Raw genomic sequence first — 20,662 nt, 5'->3', positions numbered from 1 at the left:
ACTGATGGTTGACTGGCTAAGGGCGTCAACAACAGGGCAGCTTACGCAAGGAGCAGCTCTTCACTGTATAAACAAACATAATCCTGGCGGCACAGCCAGCCGCGAGAGCGACAGGGAGCACGGATAAATGGAAACAGTAGGGCTGTGTGATACACAAAACCGGCAAGTCAGTTTTTTTCAGACCGCCATCCTGTCCAATATGGACGAAGAAACTCTGGCGCTTGAAGAGCGGCTGGCCAAAACCCGCGATCTCAAGCAGGACATGATGCAGCAACTGTTCATCGGTAAAATCTGGTTGTGCAGCCAGGGAAAAATAACTAAGGAGCAGGGATGTCTCAACACGCTGAGCTGACACTTAAACCTATTAACGATCTGCTGCAACTGTCTTTTTTCATTCCATCGTATCAACGCGGTTACCGCTGGTCGTCTCGGCAAGTGATTGAGCTGCTAGAGGATGTTTACGAGTTCTGCGACCGCAAACAGCCCAAAGAATATGATTTTTACTGTTTGCAACCTGTGGTGGTTAAGAAAAAAATCGTTCGGTCCATACAGAACGTGCCAGAGGAACAAATGTGGGAGCTGGTCGATGGCCAGCAACGGCTGACCACTATTTTGCTCATTTTGGGCTATTTTAATAGTCGCTTTGCCGAGGACTTCAGAAAACAGCTATATGCATTGGAGTATGAAACCCGACCGCAAAGTCGTGAGTATTTGCAGGATCTGGATGAGAGCAAGAAAGAGAAGAATGTCGACTTTCATTTTATCCATCAGGCGTTTACTACCATCCGTGAGTGGTTTAAAAACAAGATTCATCGTATTAATGATATTGAATCGGTGTTTCTGAATAAGGTGAAGGTTATCTGGTATCAAGTGCCAGAATCTGAGAATGTGATTGATGTGTTCACTCGCCTTAATATGGGGAAGATTCCTCTAGTTAATGCTGAACTGGTGAAAGCTCTTTTTTTGCGCTCGGCTAATTTTTCCACAAAAGGATCTTCGGCCACACACTTACAACAGCTATCGATCTCCCAAGAATGGGATGCCATCGAAAAGCGTTTGCAAGACGATGCTTTTTGGTATTTTGTCAGTAATCGGGCGCTGACTTCTAATCGTATTGAGTTTGTGTTGGCATTAGCTGCCAGAACTCTGAGTAGTGAAGGTATCCTTGAAAACGATAAGCTGAAAGTATTTTTGCAATTTAATAAGCGCCTGAGTAAAAGCCAGAGGGAAGATGCGGTCGATGTGGCTAAAGAGTGGCTAAGGGTAAAGCAATGCTTTATGACGTTGGAAGAGTGGTACAACGATAAGGCACTGTTTCATTTAATTGGCTATCTGGTTTCTCAGGGCGATGCTATCGCCACGCTATTTGAACTAAGCGAAAGCTGTGCCAGTAAACACGAATTTCGCCAGTGCTTGCTTGAACGGATCGCTCAGTTGACCTTTTCAACCAAGGTACTGGATAAGTTGTCTTATTCGGTGATTGAGGCCCAGCTGGCTGAGTTGACTTATAACGGCGATGCAGCACGAATTCGCCGGCTGCTATTGTTATTTAATATTGCAAGCCTTTTGGCTAATCCGGTAACCAATGCGCGCTTTCAGTTTGATAAATACAAGCAAGATAACTGGGATATTGAGCACATCCGTTCAGTAGCATCGGATATGCCCGCTGATAAAAATAAACAGAAAAATTGGCTGGAACAGGTGATCGCTTATATTTCCGAAGATCATATTCGGTACGCAGAAAATTATAATAAAGAAGATGACAGTATTGCGATTGCAATAAAAAATGATGCTGATACCTTGCTTAATGCTACAGGTTTTAATGATAACCAATTCGAGGGGCTGTACCAACGAGTGTTAGCTCTGTATGACCCATCAAGCGACGACGAGACCGATCATTCGATCGGTAATTTAACTCTGCTCGACAGTGCTACCAACCGTAGTTATCAGAATGCCGTTTTCCCAATTAAGCGGGCCACCATCATTGCACTGGATAAGAAAGCAACCTTTGTGCCGCTATGTACGAAAAATGTGTTTTTAAAATACTACAGTAAGCAGGTGGATAAGATGCTGTATTGGGAAGCCAGAGACAGTGATGATCATCAGCAAGCAATGGTAGAAAGTATTTACGGCTTATTTTGCGGCAAAGGAGTGCATGCATGAGCGGTGAAAGTCTGAGTTTTTTTAGTTTGTTTAACCGCGTTGATCGCATCGAGATTCCGATTTTACAACGTGACTATGCACAAGGCAGGCCGGAAGAGTCTGAGGTGCGGTCACTTTTCTTGCGCTCCCTGTACCAGTCCCTGATTCAAAGCAACAGCGAAGGTAAACAAACGCTGGATCTGGATTTTGTTTATGGCAATTATCAAAGCAGTAGCGTTAGCGAGGATGATGCAGGCGTTAGCAAGGCGTTTTCGGTGCTCGATGGTCAACAACGTCTGACCACACTGTTTTTACTGCACTGGTATCTGGCATTGGCCGATGGTCGTATTGAGGCGTTCCGACAGCAGTTTGTACTACCAGATGGCCAGTCTCGATTTACCTATAAAACTCGTCCCAGCAGTAACGAGTTTTTCAATGCTTTGGTGGTCAGCGAATTAACATTAGGTGATGCGCTCATCAGCGAAACCATCTGTGATTGTCAGTGGTTTTATCTTTCCTGGCAGCAGGACCCAACCGTACAGGCTTGTCTGTGTATGCTTGATGCTATTCAGGAGCATTTTGCAGGTCATGAAGCGGGTTTGTTTGAGCGTCTTGCCGATGAGTGTAATCCGTGTATTACTTTCCAGTTTTTGGATCTGCATTCCTTTGGTTTATCGGATGAACTGTATATTAAAATGAATGCGCGTGGTAAGCCGCTCACGTTTTTTGAAAACTTTAAAGCTAAACTGGAGCAACATATCATTGCGTTTGATCAGCCTTGGCCGAAATATCGTTTATCTTTTCGTGAAGAGTTGGTGACAGGTTATGAGTATTTTATTCATAAAATCGACACCGACTGGGCTGACTTGTTCTGGCCTTATCGTAACACAAGCTCAGCAGATGATGCTTTTGACGATGAGTTTATGCACTTTTTCCGCTTTCTGATTGTGGTGCAGGCACTGTTAGAACGCAAGGAACAACCTGATCAGCTTTCTCAACTAACACAGGCTTTATTTGGCTCAGCTGGACGATTGAAAGAACCTTCGCTGTCAAGTTATGAAGCGTTAGGTTGTTTCAGCCAGGCAATGATTGAGCGTTTCATCGATACGATTGACCTTATTTATGCAAATGGGTTAGATGACAATAAGATTAAACCCTATTTACATAGTGACAGTTATTACTCTGAGCAGGATGTTTTTAAGCGTATTATAAGCAATAACGCCAATTATGACGATAAACTTCGCTTCTTTGCCTTTTATAATTATCTAGAAAAATTAAAAGATATGAGTAAGAGCGAAAGCCTTGCAGAGCTTAATAACTGGATGCGGGTAATCTACAATCTTGTTGAAAACACCATAACGGACTCTCCGACTGACTTCTACAATAGATTATTCTCCATTCATGATCTAATTCAGCTTGATATGCCGACTCTCGAGGTGTTAAAAAAGGACTGTAAAGTAGCTGCTTTTTCCTCAGCGCAGGTGCTGGAAGAAAAAATAAAAGCGCACTTGATATTGAAGTCCAAGCGCTGGCAAAAATCCATTCTTGAAGCAGAACGTCACGCTTTCTTTAATGGGCAAATTGGTTGTATTTTAAACTTCTCGGGTATATTAGATTACTACCGAGAACAGAACGACTGTAATTGGAGCGATGTTCAGGATAACCAGTATTTTGATCAGTTTGCTCACTATTTTGAAGTGCTGGCTGCTGTGTTCAATAAAATTAGCCAAAGCTCAGCGGAAATAAATTATGCTTGGGAGCGAGCCGTGCTCAGCAAGGGGGTTTACTTTACCCAAGCATCACGTAACCGGTTCAACTTGCTGCATAGTCGTGATACTCGTAACAACATTCCGCGAGACCACAGTTGGCGTCGTAGGTTGCGTATTGGCAATTTATTTGATGAGGCAAAGCAGATTTTTGTAAAAGCGGTATTGGACGATCCACTTTTCATAAAAGATGACTTACAGACTTCGCTTGAGGCGATCTGTGAACATGTGCTTAAAACCGACTCTTCAGAAGAGGGAGCTTTAGAGCCTTGGCGAGCCGCATTGATCAGGTACCCAGAGCTTTTCGATTACTGCACTCAAGGTTTTATTGCTCATAACCCTGATGAAACTGTCCTGCTGAGCCAGTCACAACGAAATCATTACCATTGTGAACTATTTACTAAGGTTTTAGAGCTTGAACTTAAAAAGCATAGAAATCAATTGCAGCCTTTTTCCTTGCTTAACTTGGAATCAGTAAAATCTCGTGATTATGGGGCAGTAATTAAAATAACTGGGTATAAGCTTCATGAACAGCATTATCAAATGACGATTAAAAAATTAAATTTGAGTTTTTTAATTGGATTTAAAGCACAAGGGGTCAATGATTATCCAGCTGGACTTGTTAATGTGTTGAAATATCATGGCTTTAGCCGGCTTGAAGATAGTGGTAAAGATGATGCGTGGTATTGTGAACAACCAGATATAGAGAAAATCAAACAGCAAACCTTTTACTTCTGCACTGCTTTAGGGGAGCTTTAATTATGAGTAACGTCGGCCAGCTCGAGCGCGAGACTCAAAATCGGGTAGTGCGGTTTTTTCAGAATGAATTGGGTTATGACTACCTGGGCAACTGGCAGGACAGGGAAGGCAACCGCAATATTGAGGCCGATGTGCTGGAAGCCTGGCTGCAACAACGGGGCGTGAGCCCGGCGCTTATTAACCGGGCGCTGCGCCAGCTGGATGCAGCAGCGGCGCTGGGCGAGGGCAAGCAGCTCTATTACGCCAACAAGGAGGTGTACCGGCTGCTGCGTTATGGCGTGAAAGACAAGGAAAGCGCCGGTGAGCAAAAGCAGACGGTATGGCTGATTGACTGGCAAAACCCGCAGGCCAACCACTTTGCTATTGCTGAAGAAGTGTCCATTAAAGGCGAGAACAAGAAACGCCCGGACATAGTGCTGTATGTGAATGGCATTGCCCTGGGCGTGCTGGAGCTCAAGCGTTCCTCGGTGTCGGTGAGTGAGGGCATTCGCCAGAACTTGGATAACCAGAAAAAGGACTTTATCCGCAACTTCTTCACCACCATGCAACTGGTGATGGCCGGCAACGACACTCAGGGTTTGCGCTACGGCACCATAGAAACGCCGGAGCGCTACTACCTGGAATGGAAAGAAGACGCGCCTAACCCTTATGGCAACCCGCTGGACTGGCACCTGGCCCGGCTGTGCGAAAAGTCGCGCTTTCTGGAAATCATCCATAACTTTATCGTGTTTGATGCCGGGGTAAAAAAGACCTGCCGTCACAACCAGTTCTTTGGCATTCAGGCCGCCAAAACGCACATTGCCAACAAGGAGGGCGGCATCATCTGGCACACTCAGGGGTCGGGCAAAAGCCTGACCATGGTGTGGCTGGCCAAGTGGATTCGGGAAAACGTGAAAGACGCCCGCGTGCTGATCGTGACCGATCGCACCGAGCTGGACGAGCAGATAGAAAAGGTGTTCAGCGGTGTAGAGGAAGAAATCTACCGCACCAAAAGTGGTGCCGATCTGCTGACCACTCTGAACCAGTCCACGCCCTGGCTGTTGTGCTCACTGGTACACAAGTTTGGCCGCCAGCAAGGCGAAGAAGAGGGTGAAGCCGCCACCGAGGACTTCATCAAAGAGCTGAAAGCGGCACTGGCCAGCGACTTTAGTGCCAAGGGTGAGCTGTTCGTGTTTGTGGATGAGTGCCACCGCACTCAGTCGGGCAAGCTGCATGAGGCGATGAAGGTCATACTGCCCGAGGCCATGTTTATCGGTTTTACTGGCACGCCGCTGATGAAAAAGGACAAGAAAAAGTCGGTGGAAGTGTTTGGCCCCTTTATTCACACCTACAAGTTTGACGAAGCCGTGAGTGACGGCGTGGTGCTAGATCTGCGCTACGAGGCGCGGGATATCGATCAACAACTGACTTCGCCAAAACGGGTGGATGAGTGGTTTGATGTCAATACGCAGGGGCTTTCCAACCTGGCCAGAACCCAGCTCAAGCAAAAATGGGGAACAATGCAGAAAGTTCTCTCCAGCAAGTCGCGGCTGGAGAAAATAGTGGCGGATATCTGGCTGGATATGAAAAAGCGGCCTCGCCTGGCAGCCGGGCAAGGTAATGCCATGTTGGTGTGTGCCAGCGTATATCAGGCCTGCAAGGCTTACGAAATGTTCAGCCAGACAGATCTGGCGGGCAAGGTGGCTATTGTGACCAGTTATCAGCCAACGGCCGCCAGCATCAAGGGAGAAGAAAGCGGTGAAGGGTTGACCGAAAAGCTGTTCAAGTACGACATTTATCGCAAGATGCTGGCAGAACACTTCGGCACCACCGAGCAGGAGGCGATGAGCAAGGCCGAGCTGTTTGAAAAGCAGGTGAAAAAGCGCTTTATCGAAGAGCCAGGCCAAATGCGCCTGCTGATAGTGGTAGACAAGCTGCTTACCGGCTTTGATGCGCCGTCAGCCACTTATTTATATATCGACAAGCAAATGGCCGATCACAACCTGTTTCAGGCCATTTGCCGGGTAAATCGTCTGGATGGTGACGACAAAGAATATGGCTACATCATCGACTACAAGGACTTGTTCAAATCCCTGGACAAGGCCATTACCGATTACACTGCCGGTGCCTTTGACGGCTACGACAAGGAAGATGTGGCCGGCCTGCTGAAAGACCGGCTGGTGCAAGCCAGAGAAGACCTGGAAACCGCGCTGGAGATGGTGCGCGCCCTGTGCGAGCCGGTGCGCTCCCCCCGTGGCACCGCCGATTATTTGCATTACTTTTGTGGCGTGTCGGGGCAGAATCAGGACGAGCTGACCGAGAAGGAAGCCCTGCGTCTGACCCTTTACCAGAGCGTGGCTAAGTTGCTGCGTGCCTTTGCCAATATCGCCAATGAAATGCCCGCTGCCGGTTACGCACTGAGTGATATCGAGGAGATCCGTGCCGAAGTGGCTCACTATGAAAAAGTGCGCGACGAGGTCAAGCAAGGCAGTGGTGATGCCCTGGACATGAAACGGTTTGAGCCGGCCATGCGTTACTTGCTGGATATGTATATCCGCGCCGACGACAGCGAAGTATTAATGGACTTTGAAGAGCTGGGCCTGATCGAGCTGGTGGTGCAAAAGCAGGGGGACGATCTGATCAAGGCGCTGCCGGAAGGGCTGGCCAACAACCAGGATGCGATGGCAGAAGCGATAGAGAATAACGTGCGCAAGACCATAGTGGATGAGAACCCGGTTAACCCCAAATATTACGAGCGCATGTCGGTGCTGCTGGATGAGCTGATAGAGCAACGGCGGCAACAGGCGCTGTCTTATCAGGAATATCTGGAGCAAATCCGGGCGCTGGCCAGCAAGGTGACCAAGCCGGAGCAGAGTGGCAGCCACTATCCCAGTGCCATGGACACCCTGGCCAAACGCGCCCTGTACGACAACCTGGGCCGGGATGAAGTGTTGATTACCAAAATTGACAGCGCCATCCGCTTTACCAAGAAGGCGGACTGGGTGGGTGATCGTTTCAAGGAGCGGGAAATTGCCAACGCCGTACGTGAAGAAACCAGCGGTTATGATGTGGACATCAAGCAGGTGATGGAGCTGGCCAAGGCCCAGAAGGATTATCACTGATGCCAGTGATGCATATTGGCAGCCTGGCAGTGCAGCTGAACCGCAAGGCCATCAAGCACCTGCATATCAGCGTGTTACCACCCGATGGCCGGGTGAGGGTATCCGCACCCGAGAAAATGACTGACACTGCCGTTCGCATGGCGGTGATCAGCCGCATTCCCTGGATTAAAAAGCAGCAGCAGGGCTTTATTGATCAACCCCGCCAGTCGGAACGGGAAATGGTAAGTGGCGAATCCCACTATCTGTGGGGCAGACGTTACCGGCTGGAACTGACCGAGCGCACCGGTCGCCACGAAATCACTCGTCAGAGCAACAGCAAGCTGCACCTTTGGGTTAATCCCGGCACCAGGCGGGATAACAAGGCTCGGGTGATGGATAGCTTTTATCGTGCCGAAATGAAGCGCCACATCAGTGAGCTGCTGGACTATTGGACGCCAGTACTGGGTGTAGAAGCCGCCGCCTGGGGCGTAAAGAAGATGAAAACCAAGTGGGGCAGTTGCAGTATTCAGAGCAAACGCATCTGGCTTAACCTGGAGCTTGCCAAGAAGCCCCCGGAATGCCTGGAATACATACTGGTGCATGAACTTGTTCACCTGCTGGAGCGCCACCATAACGAGCGTTTTCGGCAATTTATGGATCGTTACCTGCCCGACTGGCAGGAGCGCAAAGCCCTGTTGAACAAAGGACCGCTCAGCCATGAGCGGTGGGAATATTGATTTTAGCAAAACCCGCGTAAACCCTCGCCCAATCGGGCGGGGATACAAGCGGGAACCGCGCAGCGGTTCTATTCTGGTGTAGCCTGACTCTGCACGTATTCTCTCAGTGTTTCGATAGCCGCCCCGCCGGCGCTACAGGCAAAGTAGGAGCGTGACCAGAGCGCTGAATTTTTGCTTTGCCGAGGTATGTGTGTATTGAGAATCCGTATCCGGCGTGATGACACCGACTTCAGGTTGTTCACCATAACACTGACCGCCAGCTTTGGAGGGTATGCGACTAGCAAGTGTACGTGGTCTGCTTCGCCATCTATTTCCAGCAATTCACACTCCAGTTTTTCGCAAGCAGACTCAAACGCTTCACGCAGTTGTCCAATCATGTAACCGTCAAACAGCTTACGGCGGTACTTGGTGGTAAACACCAGATGTACTATCAGCTTGGTCACGCTGTGACGTTTACGTAGATAGTCGGCAAGCGGTTTTCTATTCTGTACACTCACTTGAAATATGTCCTAATAGGCTTATAGTGCAGGTAGTTTAAGCATGAGGGGTGAAATATGCTATACCAGTTCAAGATCAATGGAGTCTCCAACTCAGGCAAGCCCAAGGTTGATTTCTATTGTGCGCACTGTGGTCTCATTGATCTTTATATGGATGGCTACCTGTATGCGGCCAAACTATCGACTAACCCTCGTGAAGATGTTGAAGCTGCTTGTAAAGAGTTTCTCGACCGTATCAACTGTGGTGACATCAACCTATTCACAAATCCAAACACAGCAGTCAAGCTAAAGCGTGAACTGTGTCTCTGCGATCCGAATGTGGTTGCCCTTGAGCACGTAAGAGGCGTTAAACGAGCACAGGCTATCTTGCGGGCAGGATTGGAGCAGTCAGGGCGATAATGCTAAAAGCCACAAAAGTACGTATTTACCCAACGCCTGAGCAAGCTGATTTTTTAAATCAGCAGTTTGGTGCTGTCCGTTTTACGTACAACAAGGCTTTGCACATCATCAGTGCTCAGTACAAGCGCCACGGCTTAAAGCTGAAGGCCAAGAAAGACCTCAAGCCGCTGCTTGCAGTGGCTAAGAAGTCTCGCAAATACCACTGGCTCAAGGCCTTTGACTCGATTGCGCTACAGCAAGCGTGTATCAACCTCGACAAAGCCTTCCAGAATTTCTTCGATCCGAAGCTCCCGGCGCGTTACCCGAAGTTCAAGCGCAAGCACGGCAAGCAGTCGAGTTACCACTGCATGAGCGTCAGTGCGGGTGAAAACTGGATCAAGATCCCCAAGCTGGGTCGAATCAAAGCGCGAGTACACCGCGAACTGACCGGAAAGCTCAAAAGCATCACTCTGTCACGCACCGTGACAGGGAAATACTACGCCGCGCTGTTGGTCGAAGATGGGATGGGAGTACCCGCCCTATTGCACACCGTTGATACCGTGCTGGGCGTTGATATGGGACTTACCCATCTTGCTATCGACTCGGAGGGGAATAAGACAGCGAATCCCCGTTTCCTGAAACGCGCTCAGTCGAACTTGCGACGCAAACAGAAAGCCCTATCGCGCTGCCAGAAGGGTAGCAAAGGTCGTGCGCAGGCACGGCTTAAACTGGCTAAGGCGTGCGAGCGCCTTGCGAATACCCGTGCTGATTTCCAGCACAACCTGTCCCGACAACTCATTGACGAAAATCAAGCGGTGATAGTCGAGACACTGAAAGTAAAAAACCTGCTGAGGAACCGGAAATTGGCGAAGCATATTGCTGATGCCAGCTGGTTCAGCTTGATCCAGAAGCTGGAGTACAAGGCCAAGGCACAAGGCAAGCATCTGGTCAAAATAGACCAGTGGTTCGCCAGCTCCAAGACCTGCTCCTGCTGTGGGCACAAGGTAGACACCCTACCATTGTCGGTGCGTAACTGGTCGTGTCCAAATTGTGCAATAGAGCTTGACCGCGACGTAAATGCCGCGATCAATATCCGCCAGCAGGGTATAATCAAACTACGGGCCGAAGGACTGTCGGTTCCTGCCAATGGAGGCTTGCGTAAATCCAGCCACGCGCCGGTTGCAGCCTAAGAAGTTGGAAGCCTCGTCCGTCAGGACGGGGAGCAGTCACAAAAACGTAAAGGAATGCAGCATGTTTGAACAACAGTTAAAAAATAACCAAAAATACAAAGTGCTTACAGTGTGCATGGGCAACATATGCCGTTCGCCCACTGCCGAGGCGGTGTTGCGTCATAAGGCGCAACAGGCGGGGGTAGAGCTGGAGATTGATTCGGCGGGGACCATTGGTTTTCACGCCGGTAACGGGCCGGATGCACGCGCCAGAGCAGCGGGTGAGGCGAGGGGCTACGACTTTTCCGGTATGCGTGCCCGTCAGGTGACGGTGGATGATTTTGCCCGTTTTGATCTGGTGCTGGCGGCCGACAAGGAAAACCTGCGGGACTTACAGAAACTATGTCCGCCGGCGCATGCTCACAAGGTGAAGCTGTTGCTGAGCTTTGCCGATGGCCCCGAGCAGGAGGTGCCGGATCCGTATTATGGTGGAGATCAAGGGTTTGAGCAGGTGCTGGATCTGGTGGAAGCCGCCTGTGATGGGGTGCTTAGGCAGATTAAGGGCTAGCATGTAGCTGGCAGAGCCTGTGCAACAGGCTTCAAGAAAGATTGCAGGTTTGTCTGTTATTGTTGGGATTCGCCATGCTCATCCCAATCTACAAATGACGGGGTGTCGCAGATAAGCCACGGAATATAAAAAGGCTCCCGAGGGAGCCTTTTTCTGTCAGCGCACTGTGATCAGGGTTTGGCCATGGGGGCCGAGGCCTGATTGGTAGCGTTGATGCTGCCGCCCTGGCGGCCACTGGTGGCGATGGGCTCGCGTACCAGAGGCGGGTAGTCGGGCTTCACATAAGGTGCTGCTTCCACTACCGGGGGTTTGGCCATGGGTGCCGAGGCCTTGCGGGCAGCCAGGTAACGACCCAGTGCCACAGGAGCCGGCTTTGCCTCTTTGGCAGGCTGCGCAGCAGCGGGCTCTTCTGGCGCTGCAGCTGCTTTAGGCTCGGCCTTGGTTTCCTGTTCAGCTGTTGGCGCTGCTTCAGGCTCGGCCTTGGTTTGCTGTACAGCTTCTGCCACTGGCTCTGCAGTAACTGCAGGCTCTGTCGGTGCTTCCTGTACCGCTTTGGGCTCTTCTGCTTTCACTTGTGGCTGAGCTTTTTCGTCCTGAGCTACCACTTCCTGAACTACATCCGGCTTGGCTTCTTCGGCTTGCGGCTCAGGCTGTTGCTGCTCGGGCTCGGTTTTAACCGGTTCTTGCACAGGCTGCTCTGCCTTAGCCGGCTCTTGAGCCGGTTTAGGCTCGGGTTGCACAGGAGCTGGCTGTTGCTCGGCCTGAGTGGCTTCAGAAGCTACCCATTTTTCTTCACCTTCGCGCTCAATCAGGGCAGCAATGGTTTCTTCCCGGCGGCGACGACGGCTGTCTTCATTGATGCGCTTGCGCTTGGGTGCACGCTTGTGCGGCTGAGGCTGCTCGCTGGCAGGTGCAGCGGTTTGCTCGGGCTCACGGGTTTTCTCGGGTGCGGGCTTGGCGTCCTGAGTGCGGCCCTCACTGTCGAGACGTACCTGTTTGCGCAGCTGACGGCGCTCGCGGCGCTCGGCCACGGCCTGTTCACGTGCCTGCTCCTGTTGTGCTTCCTGCTGCGGGGCAGGGGCCTGAGTTTGTTGCGGCACGTTCTGAGCCGTTTGCTGCTCCTGCTGACGGGCGGCGCGCTCGGGCTGCTGCTCACGACGGGGCTTGCGACGTTCACGGCGCGGACGCTCGGCCTTCGGTTGCTGCTCGGTGTTGTCCTGCGCGGCGGCGACGGCCGGCTTTTGGTTGCGCTCTTCATCACGCGGCTTGCGGTTACGGTTGTTGTTGCGACGATCTCCGCGCTGACGACGGTCCTGGCGCTCACCGTTACGCTGGTTGCGGTTGTTACTGCGCTCGTTGCGGTCGGCAGAAGTCTGCTCCTGTGTGGCAGAGGCTTGCGGCTGTTCGCTGCTCTTGAACCAGCCGGCAATGGTACTGAACAGCCGGCTCAGAAGGCCGGGCTGGCTGGGCTGAGACGGTTTTACTGCCGCCGGGCTGGTCGCTGCCGGAGCCGGAGCGGGGGCAGTAAAGCCCTGCAGGACCGGCTGCTCAATTTTTTTGGCGGCTTCATGCTGGCGCGGCTGATAGGCAGTTTGCTCTACCTCTGTTTTCAGTTCAAAGCTGGTGACGTCTTCCACATCGCTGCTGCGCACCCGGGTTACGTCGAAGTGCGGGGTTTCCAGCTGCTCGTTAGGAATGATGAAAATATCAACCTTGTAGCGGTTTTCCAGATTGGCAATGGATTTGCGCTTTTCGTTGAGCAGATAGGCGGCTACGTCCACCGGTACCTGACCGTGGATCTGGCCGGTATTGTCTTTCAGCGCTTCTTCCTCGATCAGGCGCAGAATGGCCAGGGCGAGGGATTCGTTGTCGCGAATGGTACCCTGACCCAGACAGCGGGGGCACACATGGGTGCTGGACTCGCCCAAAGACGGACGCAGGCGCTGACGAGACATTTCCAGCAGACCAAAGCGGGAAATACGACCCAGCTGAATGCGGGCACGGTCTTGCCGCACGGCGTCGCGCAGGCGGTTTTCCACTTCACGCTGGTGGCGCACTGGTGTCATGTCGATAAAGTCGATCACCACCAGGCCGCCCAGATCGCGCAGGCGCAGCTGACGGGCAATTTCCTCTGCCGCTTCCAGGTTGGTCTGCAGCGCGGTTTCTTCAATATCGCCGCCCTTGGTGGCCCGGGACGAGTTGATATCGATGGAGGTGAGCGCTTCGGTGGGGTCAATAACGATGCTGCCGCCGGACGGCAGGCGCACTTCCCGCTGAAACGCGGATTCAATCTGGCTCTCAATCTGGTAGTGGCTGAACATGGGCACGTCGCCCTCATACAGCTTCACCCGGTTGACAAAATCGGGGCGCACCAGCTGAATGTGTTGCTTGGCACGTTCAAATACCACGGGGTTATCGATAAGAATTTCACCGATATCCCGGCGCAGGTAGTCGCGAATGGCGCGCACAATGACATTGCTTTCCTGATGGATAAGGAAAGGAGCGGTACGGCTGTCGGCGGCTTCCTGAATGGAAGCCCAGTGGGCTTTCAGTACATTCAGATCCCATTCCAGCTCTTCACCGGATTTACCCACACCGGCGGTGCGCACAATCAGGCCCATGCCGTCGGGCAACTTGAGGCGGGAGAGGGCTTCTTTCAGTTCAGTGCGCTCGTCGCCCTCGATGCGGCGTGAGATACCACCGGCACGGGGGTTGTTGGGCATCAGTACCAGGTAGGAGCCGGCCAGGCTGATAAAGGTGGTAAGCGCAGCCCCTTTGTTGCCACGTTCTTCCTTATCAATCTGAACAATAACTTCCTGACCTTCCTTGACCACTTCCTTGATGTTGGGGCGACCCTGATAGGTGTAGCCTTCAGGGAAATAGTTGCGGGCAATTTCCTTGAGGGGCAAAAAGCCGTGGCGCTCGGCACCGTAGTCAACAAAGGCGGCTTCCAGGCTGGGTTCTACCCGCGTGATTTTGCCTTTGTAAATGTTGGCTTTTTTCTGCTCGTGGCCGGGGCTTTCAATATCGAGATCATACAGCCTTTGCCCGTCCACCAGGGCAACGCGCAACTCCTCTTCCTGGGTTGCGTTAATTAGCATTCTTTTCATTTAGTACTCTTTTTATATGTTTTTACTGTTTTTTACAGTGTTCAGATTCCCCGGAATACCCGTCAGGTTCCGACCGACACCGGCCTCGGGTCTTTTAGCGTAGTCGTTACAGCCTCCCGGCTGGCTACGCATGAGGCGCATTTTTCAGGTGTGTTTCACGTCAAAAGGGGAGAAAAGCCCAAAGGTCGCGAACCTGACGGTGTTTCCGGGGTTTTTGTGTGCGCTTCCCCAACCGGGAAAGCGCGAAAATCTTCTGCATTATCACACTTTACCCACAACCATAGCAAGGCACCTTTTTTGCAGCAAAAACACCGGCTTCGGTGGTAGAATCCCGCCCATGAAACAAGACCATCAAAGCGTGCGGCTGCTCACCATAGAGGCTGAGCATGAAGGGCAGCGCATCGACAATTTTTTACGGACTCAGCTAAAAGGCGTTCCCAAAAGCCTGATTTATCGAATTTTGCGCAAGGGCGAGGTAAGAGTTAATAAAAAGCGCATCAAACCGGAATACAAGCTGGTAGCCGGTGACATCATACGGGTGCCGCCGGTGCGGGTGGCAGAGCGGGAAGAGGTGCTGCCGTCGGCCAAACTCGACAGTGTGCAGGGGCTGGAAAACGCCATTGTCTACGAAGACGACGCCCTGCTGGTGCTGAACAAACCCTCGGGCATGGCGGTGCACGGTGGCAGTGGCCTTAGTTTTGGGGTGATTGAAGGGCTGCGTTCCCTGCGGCCGCAGGCGCGTTTTCTGGAGCTGGTGCACCGGCTGGACCGGGACACCTCGGGCATTTTGCTGGTGGCCAAAAAACGCAGCATGCTGCGCAGCCTGCACGAGCAGTTGCGGGAAAAAACCATGGACAAGCACTATCTGGCACTGGTGCGTGGCCAGTGGCAGGCGCATCAGAAGTCGGTGAAGGCACCATTGAAGAAAAACGAGCTGGCTTCCGGTGAGCGAGTGGTGCGGGTAGATCGCGACGGCAAGCCGTCGGAAACCCGTTTTCGCATTGTGCAGAAGTTTGACGGCGCCACTCTGGTGGAGTGCAGCCCGGTCACCGGCCGGACTCATCAGATACGGGTGCATACGTTGCATGCGGGCCATCCCATAGCAGGGGACGATAAATATGGCGATCGCCAGTTTGATGAAGCCATGCGCGGCCAGGGGCTGATCCGGCTGTTTTTACATGCCTGTCGCATTCGCTTTTATCATCCGGGCAGAGAAGAAACCATGACCCTGGAAGCACCGCTGGAGCCGGCGCTGAAAAAACTGCTGACGAGAATGGCAAAAAAATGAAGTATGAACTGGTGATCTTTGACTGGGACGGCACCCTGATGGACTCGGTGGCCCGCATAGTGTCGTCCATGCAGGCGGCGGCGCTGGACTGCAACCAGCCGGTGCCCACGCCTGAGGCGGTGCGCCATATTATCGGGCTCAGCCTGTATAAGGCGTTCCCCGTTTTGTTTGGTGAATTGACGGTCGCCGAAAGTGATGCGCTGCTGCATGCTTACCGCCGGCATTATCTTGAGCTAAACACCACGCCATCACCGCTGTTTGCCGGCGCGGACAAGGTGCTCACTGGTTTGCATCAGACCGGCTACCGGCTGGCAGTGGCCACCGGCAAGGCCCGGGAAGGGCTTGATCTGGTGCTGAAAGACTCAGGCCTGGGTCACCTTTTTCATGCGTTGCGCGGTGCCGATCAGGCGCGTTCCAAGCCGGATCCGCTGATGCTGGCACAAATTCTCGACGAGCTGCGGATGGCACCGGAGCAGGCGGTGATGGTAGGGGACTCCAGTTACGATCTTGCCATGGCCGAAGCCATTGGCATGGACCGCATTGGTGTCACTTACGGAGTGCATAACCGGGATCAGCTGGGCGTGCACAAGCCCGTGGCCCTGATTGATGACATTCGCCATCTGCCCGAGTGGGTTTAAAACAGTGAGGGGTTGTAGGTGAAGGGAGATGATTGTCCATTGTGGACTGTGCTCACTCCTCACTCCTCACGAATCAAGGCACCTCCACCCCAAATTCTGCCAGCAGGTCGATAAGGGCAATCAGTGGCAGGCCCACCAGGCTGTTGGGATCGCGGCCGTCCATGCGCTCGAACAGACTGATGCCAAGGCCCTCGCACTTAAAGGCACCGGCACAGTCCAGCGCCGGCTCTTTTTCCAGGTAGCGGTCAATCTGGCTCTCGGTCAGCCGGCGAAAGTGCACACGAAAGGGCTCCACCACCGAAGTCTGTCTGCCGGTGGCGCAGTCGTGCACGCACAGGCCGGTATAAAAGGTGACGGTTTTACCCGAGGCCGCCAGCAGCTGGCGGCGGGCATTGTCTGTGGTGCCGGGTTTGCCCAGCAGCTGATTGCCGTTTACGCACACCTGATCCGAGCCGATCACCAGGCCTTCTTTATAATACTCAGCCACAGCGGCGGCTTTTTGCTGAGCCAGCCGCAGTGCCAGCGCGTCGGCGCTTTCACCGTGCTGGGGTGTTTCATCAATATTCGGGCTGTGGCAGGAAAAAGGCAGGCCCAGCCGCTCCAGCAGAGCACGGCGATAAGAGGAAGAAGAGGCAAGAATAAGCGGTGGCATAACAAGTGATGATCACGTGAATATTAAGGTGCAGCCATTTTACCCGGAGCAACAGGCTGCGCACAAACCCCTGTTATGCGTAGGAAAGTCAATTTCTCTTTGACTCCACAGCAGACGCGCTATAATATGCGCGCCTTATGGAAAAGGTAAAGTTGCCCATCAAGGTTGACCCCGTTCGCTGCGCCAATAAACGCCTGGATTATCAGGGCGTGTTTGCCGCAGAGCTGATGCCCAGACTGGCGGAGTCTACCCAAGGTATCCATGGTGATATCGACGTTTCTCTCACCTTTGGCATTGATGCCCAGGGGTTGCGCATCATGTCCGGTAAAGCCGGCGTGCACGTTACCCTTCAGTGCCAGCGCTGCAATGAGATGTTCGACACCACCATAGAATCCGAGTTTACGTACACGCCTTTGCGTGAGAATGCCGAGGCGCCGGAGCTGCCGGAAGAGTACGAAACGTTTGAGGCCGATGAATTCGGAGAAATTAATCTGGCGCAGACCATTGAGGATGAACTCATCCTTGCCCTGCCGCTGGTACCCGCTCATGAAAATGAGCGTTGTGCCGAAGGCAAGTTTGATCTGAGCTATGGTGATATTCCCGAAGCCGAAGAGCGTTCGAACCCTTTCGCCATTCTGGAAGAGCTGAAACGAAAGTAACTGATTTAGGAGTTAGGTCAAATGGCCGTACAACAGAACCGTAAAACCCGTTCCAAGCGTGGTATGCGTCGTTCACACGATGCTCTGAGCACTGCCAGCCTGTCTGTAGACCAGACCACTGGCGAAACTCATCGTCGTCACCACGTGACCGCCGATGGTTTCTACCGTGGCCAGAAGGTAATCGCTAAGTAAGGATTATTCTCTTGCCGCAGCTGACCGTTGCGCTTGATATGATGGGGGGCGACTTTGGCCCTCCGGTTACAGTGCCTGCCGCCGCGCAGGCACTGTCGCTTCTACCCGACCTTCACCTGCATGTGTTCGGGTCCCGCGCGGCGCTACTTCCCTGGCTTGAACGATGTAACCTGACCGCTCATCAGCGGGTGCGGGTGCATTATTGTACCCAGCAGGTTACCAACGAGCACAAAGCGGGCTTTGCCCTGCGTCATCTGCCCGATTCCTCCATGTGCCAGGCACTGAATGCGCTGGCCAGCGGCCAGGCTCAGGCCTGTGTGAGCGGCGGCAATACAGGTGCACTCATGGCCATGGCCATTAACGTGGTGCAGACCCTGCCCGGTGTCGACCGGCCGGCACTGATCACCCGCCTGCCTCAGGCCGATGGCAGCCATGCGCTGTTGCTGGATGTGGGAGCTAATGTGTGCTGTGACACTGAGCAACTGGTGCAGTTTGCGCTGATGGGAGATGCGGTGGCGCGGCATGTGTTGTCGCAACAGAAGCCCCGTGTCATGCTGTTGAACGTGGGAGCCGAGTCCAACAAGGGTTATGAAGCGGTGCGCCAGGCTGCCCGCCGGCTGAAAGCACTGCCGGCACTGAATTATCAGGGCTATATCGAAGGCAACGACCTGTTTGCCGGCACCGCGGAAGTCATTGTGTGTGATGGCTTTGTTGGTAATGTGGCGCTCAAAACCAGTGAAGGAGTCGCCCGGCTGCTGCTGGGTGCGGGAAAAAAGCGCGGGTTCTGGTGGCGGTTGCTGGGCACCTGGCTCAAGCGCCGGCTTTCTCACCTGAACCCGGACCAGTATAATGGGGCCAGTCTGATAGGATTACGTTCCAGTGTGGTAAAAAGCCACGGGAGCGCAGGATCACCCGCCTTCTTGAATGCGATTTTGCAGGCTGTTGCCGAAACCGAGCATCAGTTGCCCGCCAAAATCGCGCATCTTTTTGATACTGCCCCTCAGGACAGTCACGCAAGATAACGCCTATGAACAGTAAAATTTTGGGAACCGGCAGCTACCTGCCTCAGGGTGTGCGTACCAACGCCGACCTGGAAAGAATGGTAGAAACCAGCGATCAGTGGATTGTTGAACGCACCGGCATTCGCGAGCGTCGCATTGCCGGTGCCGAAGAAACCGTGGCCACCATGTCTTATGGTGCCGCCCTGCGGGCACTGGATGCCGCCGGCATTGAAGCGCAGCAGCTCGACATGATAGTGCTGGCTACCACCAGTGCCGACAATGCCTTTCCGGCCGCCGCCTGCGAAGTGCAGGCCATGCTGAATGTGCCCGGCATTCCGGCCTTTGACATCGCCGCCGCCTGTGCCGGCTTCAGCTATGCCCTGAGCGTGGCAGATCAGTTTATTAAAAGTGGTACCGCCCGCCATGTGCTGGTGATTGGTGCCGATGCGCTGTCGCGCATGTGTGACCCCGAAGACAGATCCACTATTATTCTGTTTGGCGACGGTGCCGGTGCGGTTGTGCTGGGTGCCAGCGAAGAGCCGGGTATTCTGTCGACTCATTTGCATGCCGATGGTGCCTATGGTGAGCTGCTCAAGCTGCCACACCGCCAGCGCGGTGTATCGGGCACCGAAATGGATGCCTACATGCACATGAAGGGCAATGAAGTGTTCAAGGTGGCCGTGTCCCGCCTGAGCGATATTGTGGTGCAGACTCTGGAAGCCAACGGCATTGATAAGTCGGAGCTCGACTGGCTGGTACCTCATCAGGCCAACTACCGCATTATTAACGCCACCGCGCGCAAGCTGGGCATGTCGCTGGACAGCGTGATCCTGACCCTCGACAAGCACGGTAACACTTCAGCGGCCAGTGTGCCCATCGCGCTGGATGAAGGCGTGCGTGACGGTCGCATTCAGCGTGGCCATCTGGTGCTGCTGGAAGCCTTTGGCGGCGGTTTTGCCTGGGGCTCGGCCCTGGTTCGTTTTTAAGAGGAAATTTCATGTCTTTTGCCATTACCTTTCCCGGACAGGGATCCCAGACCGTTGGCATGCTGGCCGATGTGCTGGCCAATCACGAAATAGTGCAAACCACCTTTGCCGAGGCATCCGACGCTCTGGGCTATAATGTGGCGGATCTGGTACTGAACGGTCCGGCCGAAGAGCTGAATAAAACCTGGCGCACTCAGCCGGCGCTGCTCACCGCCTCGGTCGCGCTTTATCGTCTGTGGCAGCAGCAGGGCGGGGCACAGCCTGCGGTGATGGCCGGCCATAGCCTGGGCGAATATTCCGCCCTGGTGTGTGCCGGTGTGCTCAGCCTGGCCGACGGTGTGAAACTGGTAGAGCTGCGCGGCAAGCTGATGCAGGATGCCGTGCCCGAAGGCACCGGTGCCATGTCGGCCATTATCGGCCTGGATAATGACACTATTATTGCCAACTGCGAAAAAGCAGCAGAAGGCGAGGTGGTGTCGGCAGTAAACTTCAACTCACCGGGCCAGGTGGTGATTGCCGGTAACAAGGCCGCAGTAGAGCGTGCCAATGCGCTGATGAAAGAAAGTGGCGCCAAACGTGCGCTGCCGTTGCCGGTAAGTGTGCCGTCTCACTGCGCGCTGATGCAGCCTGCCGCCGACAAGCTGGCAGAAACCCTCAGCGGCATGAGTTTTAATGCGCCTGTGGTGCCCGTGATCAACAACGTGGATGTAACGCCCGAAACCGATCCGGCTGCCATTAAAGAGGCACTGGTGCGCCAGTTGTACAGCCCGGTACGCTGGACTGAAACCGTGGAAACCATGGCGGAGCAGGGTGTGACTCTGGCGCTGGAAGTGGGGCCGGGCAAGGTGCTCACCGGCCTTGCCAAACGCATCGACAAGCGGGTGGAAGGCGTGGCCGTGAACGACGACGCCAGCCTGGAAAAAGCCCTGACTGCCGTTAACGGTCTGTAATGCCAATCTGCCTGGTCGCTTTCTGTCGTCACTCTGGCGAAAGCCAGAGTCCGGAATGACCAGAATGCAATTGGTTTAAACCCCTGATAA

The 20,662-nt window shown here is 53.4% G+C and carries 18 protein-coding genes; 15 read left to right on the top strand and 3 right to left on the bottom strand.

Translation table 11 applies throughout. From position 1 onward, the window contains the following. Positions 1–127: 127 nt before the first annotated feature. The 5 genes from N2M06_RS08380 to N2M06_RS08360 are packed head-to-tail and all read left to right on the top strand — an operon-like array spanning position 128 to position 8,484. Entirely contained in the window at positions 128–352 is a 225-nt protein-coding gene (locus N2M06_RS08380) for a hypothetical protein (protein WP_346350519.1), read from the top strand. After that, positions 331–2,163, top strand: coding sequence for a DUF262 domain-containing protein (locus tag N2M06_RS08375; RefSeq protein WP_346350518.1), 1,833 nt, complete (start codon positions 331–333; stop codon positions 2,161–2,163). Before N2M06_RS08380 ends, N2M06_RS08375 begins: the two co-directional genes overlap by 22 nt. After that, a complete protein-coding gene (locus N2M06_RS08370; RefSeq protein ID WP_346350517.1) occupies positions 2,160–4,667 on the top strand; it encodes a DUF262 domain-containing protein in 2,508 nt (835 codons plus the stop codon). Before N2M06_RS08375 ends, N2M06_RS08370 begins: the two co-directional genes overlap by 4 nt. Before the next feature lie 2 nt (positions 4,668–4,669). Beyond that, positions 4,670–7,768 carry an HsdR family type I site-specific deoxyribonuclease gene (locus N2M06_RS08365; protein ID WP_346350516.1) on the top strand — a complete coding sequence of 1,033 codons (3,099 nt, stop codon included), beginning with the start codon at positions 4,670–4,672 and terminating at the stop codon, positions 7,766–7,768. After that, positions 7,768–8,484, top strand: a complete 717-nt coding sequence (locus N2M06_RS08360; protein ID WP_346350515.1) for a SprT family zinc-dependent metalloprotease — start codon at positions 7,768–7,770, stop codon at positions 8,482–8,484. Before N2M06_RS08365 ends, N2M06_RS08360 begins: the two co-directional genes overlap by 1 nt. Positions 8,485–8,552: 68 nt before the next feature. Here N2M06_RS08360 and tnpA read toward each other — a convergent pair whose 3' ends face one another. Then, positions 8,553–8,981 carry an IS200/IS605 family transposase gene (tnpA, locus tag N2M06_RS08355; RefSeq protein WP_317075584.1) on the bottom strand — a complete coding sequence of 143 codons (429 nt, stop codon included), beginning with the start codon at positions 8,979–8,981 and terminating at the stop codon, positions 8,553–8,555. 57 nt (positions 8,982–9,038) lie between these two features. Here tnpA and N2M06_RS08350 point away from each other — a divergent pair, with 57 nt between their 5' ends. From N2M06_RS08350 to N2M06_RS08340, 3 genes are all read left to right on the top strand, one after another. Next, a complete protein-coding gene (locus N2M06_RS08350) occupies positions 9,039–9,380 on the top strand; it encodes a hypothetical protein (RefSeq protein ID WP_317075585.1) in 342 nt (113 codons plus the stop codon). Next, the gene (locus N2M06_RS08345) at positions 9,380–10,549 is read left to right on the top strand and encodes an RNA-guided endonuclease TnpB family protein (RefSeq protein WP_317075586.1); all 1,170 of its coding nucleotides are present in this window, start codon (positions 9,380–9,382) and stop codon (positions 10,547–10,549) included. Before N2M06_RS08350 ends, N2M06_RS08345 begins: the two co-directional genes overlap by 1 nt. 61 nt (positions 10,550–10,610) lie before the next feature. Continuing rightward, a complete protein-coding gene (locus tag N2M06_RS08340) occupies positions 10,611–11,096 on the top strand; it encodes a low molecular weight protein-tyrosine-phosphatase (RefSeq protein WP_346350514.1) in 486 nt (161 codons plus the stop codon). 170 nt (positions 11,097–11,266) lie between these two features. Here the strand turns inward: N2M06_RS08340 and rne are convergent, their stop codons facing one another. Beyond that, positions 11,267–14,206, bottom strand: coding sequence for a ribonuclease E (gene rne, locus N2M06_RS08335; protein WP_346350513.1), 2,940 nt, complete (start codon positions 14,204–14,206; stop codon positions 11,267–11,269). Between the two features lie 337 nt (positions 14,207–14,543). Here rne and rluC point away from each other — a divergent pair, with 337 nt between their 5' ends. Further along, positions 14,544–15,494 carry a 23S rRNA pseudouridine(955/2504/2580) synthase RluC gene (gene rluC, locus N2M06_RS08330; protein ID WP_346350512.1) on the top strand — a complete coding sequence of 317 codons (951 nt, stop codon included), beginning with the start codon at positions 14,544–14,546 and terminating at the stop codon, positions 15,492–15,494. Next, entirely contained in the window at positions 15,491–16,132 is a 642-nt protein-coding gene (locus N2M06_RS08325) for an HAD-IA family hydrolase (protein WP_019933742.1), read from the top strand. Before rluC ends, N2M06_RS08325 begins: the two co-directional genes overlap by 4 nt. A 73-nt stretch (positions 16,133–16,205) precedes the next feature. Here the strand turns inward: N2M06_RS08325 and N2M06_RS08320 are convergent, their stop codons facing one another. Then, positions 16,206–16,784: a nucleoside triphosphate pyrophosphatase gene (locus tag N2M06_RS08320; protein ID WP_317075589.1), complete on the bottom strand. Its 579-nt coding sequence runs from the start codon at positions 16,782–16,784 to the stop codon at positions 16,206–16,208. Between the two features lie 137 nt (positions 16,785–16,921). Here N2M06_RS08320 and yceD point away from each other — a divergent pair, with 137 nt between their 5' ends. Genes yceD through fabD form a run of 5 tightly spaced genes read left to right on the top strand, consistent with a single transcriptional unit; the run spans position 16,922 to position 20,572 of the window. Further along, positions 16,922–17,443, top strand: a complete 522-nt coding sequence (yceD, locus tag N2M06_RS08315) for a 23S rRNA accumulation protein YceD (RefSeq protein WP_019933740.1) — start codon at positions 16,922–16,924, stop codon at positions 17,441–17,443. Between the two features lie 21 nt (positions 17,444–17,464). Beyond that, positions 17,465–17,635: a 50S ribosomal protein L32 gene (gene rpmF / locus N2M06_RS08310; protein WP_019933739.1), complete on the top strand. Its 171-nt coding sequence runs from the start codon at positions 17,465–17,467 to the stop codon at positions 17,633–17,635. 11 nt (positions 17,636–17,646) lie between these two features. Continuing rightward, positions 17,647–18,657, top strand: a complete 1,011-nt coding sequence (gene plsX / locus N2M06_RS08305; RefSeq protein WP_346350511.1) for a phosphate acyltransferase PlsX — start codon at positions 17,647–17,649, stop codon at positions 18,655–18,657. A 5-nt stretch (positions 18,658–18,662) separates the two neighbouring features. Then, complete coding sequence (locus N2M06_RS08300) at positions 18,663–19,622, top strand: beta-ketoacyl-ACP synthase III (protein WP_317075590.1); 960 nt, start codon at positions 18,663–18,665, stop codon at positions 19,620–19,622. An 11-nt stretch (positions 19,623–19,633) separates the two neighbouring features. Beyond that, positions 19,634–20,572, top strand: a complete 939-nt coding sequence (gene fabD / locus N2M06_RS08295) for an ACP S-malonyltransferase (RefSeq protein ID WP_317075591.1) — start codon at positions 19,634–19,636, stop codon at positions 20,570–20,572. The last annotated feature ends 90 nt before the right edge of the window (positions 20,573–20,662 follow it).

The organism is Oceanimonas sp. AH20CE76 (genome assembly GCF_039654065.1).
Taxonomy (GTDB): Bacteria; Pseudomonadota; Gammaproteobacteria; order Enterobacterales; family Aeromonadaceae; genus Oceanimonas; species Oceanimonas smirnovii.
This window is presented reverse-complemented; position numbering and strand designations above follow the sequence as displayed.

Bases quoted from the DNA above. Each gene is read 5' to 3' on its own strand.
- N2M06_RS08380 (WP_346350519.1), top strand. From the start codon at position 128: ATGGAAACAGTAGGGCTGTGTGATACACAAAACCGGCAAGTCAGTTTT.
- N2M06_RS08375 (WP_346350518.1), top strand. From the start codon at position 331: ATGTCTCAACACGCTGAGCTGACACTTAAACCTATTAACGATCTGCTG.
- N2M06_RS08370 (WP_346350517.1), top strand. From the start codon at position 2,160: ATGAGCGGTGAAAGTCTGAGTTTTTTTAGTTTGTTTAACCGCGTTGAT.
- N2M06_RS08365 (WP_346350516.1), top strand. From the start codon at position 4,670: ATGAGTAACGTCGGCCAGCTCGAGCGCGAGACTCAAAATCGGGTAGTG.
- N2M06_RS08360 (WP_346350515.1), top strand. From the start codon at position 7,768: ATGCCAGTGATGCATATTGGCAGCCTGGCAGTGCAGCTGAACCGCAAG.
- N2M06_RS08350 (WP_317075585.1), top strand. From the start codon at position 9,039: ATGCTATACCAGTTCAAGATCAATGGAGTCTCCAACTCAGGCAAGCCC.
- N2M06_RS08345 (WP_317075586.1), top strand. From the start codon at position 9,380: ATGCTAAAAGCCACAAAAGTACGTATTTACCCAACGCCTGAGCAAGCT.
- N2M06_RS08340 (WP_346350514.1), top strand. From the start codon at position 10,611: ATGTTTGAACAACAGTTAAAAAATAACCAAAAATACAAAGTGCTTACA.
- rne (WP_346350513.1), bottom strand. From the start codon at position 14,206: ATGAAAAGAATGCTAATTAACGCAACCCAGGAAGAGGAGTTGCGCGTT.
- rluC (WP_346350512.1), top strand. From the start codon at position 14,544: ATGAAACAAGACCATCAAAGCGTGCGGCTGCTCACCATAGAGGCTGAG.
- N2M06_RS08325 (WP_019933742.1), top strand. From the start codon at position 15,491: ATGAAGTATGAACTGGTGATCTTTGACTGGGACGGCACCCTGATGGAC.
- N2M06_RS08320 (WP_317075589.1), bottom strand. From the start codon at position 16,784: ATGCCACCGCTTATTCTTGCCTCTTCTTCCTCTTATCGCCGTGCTCTG.
- yceD (WP_019933740.1), top strand. From the start codon at position 16,922: ATGGAAAAGGTAAAGTTGCCCATCAAGGTTGACCCCGTTCGCTGCGCC.
- rpmF (WP_019933739.1), top strand. From the start codon at position 17,465: ATGGCCGTACAACAGAACCGTAAAACCCGTTCCAAGCGTGGTATGCGT.
- N2M06_RS08300 (WP_317075590.1), top strand. From the start codon at position 18,663: ATGAACAGTAAAATTTTGGGAACCGGCAGCTACCTGCCTCAGGGTGTG.
- fabD (WP_317075591.1), top strand. From the start codon at position 19,634: ATGTCTTTTGCCATTACCTTTCCCGGACAGGGATCCCAGACCGTTGGC.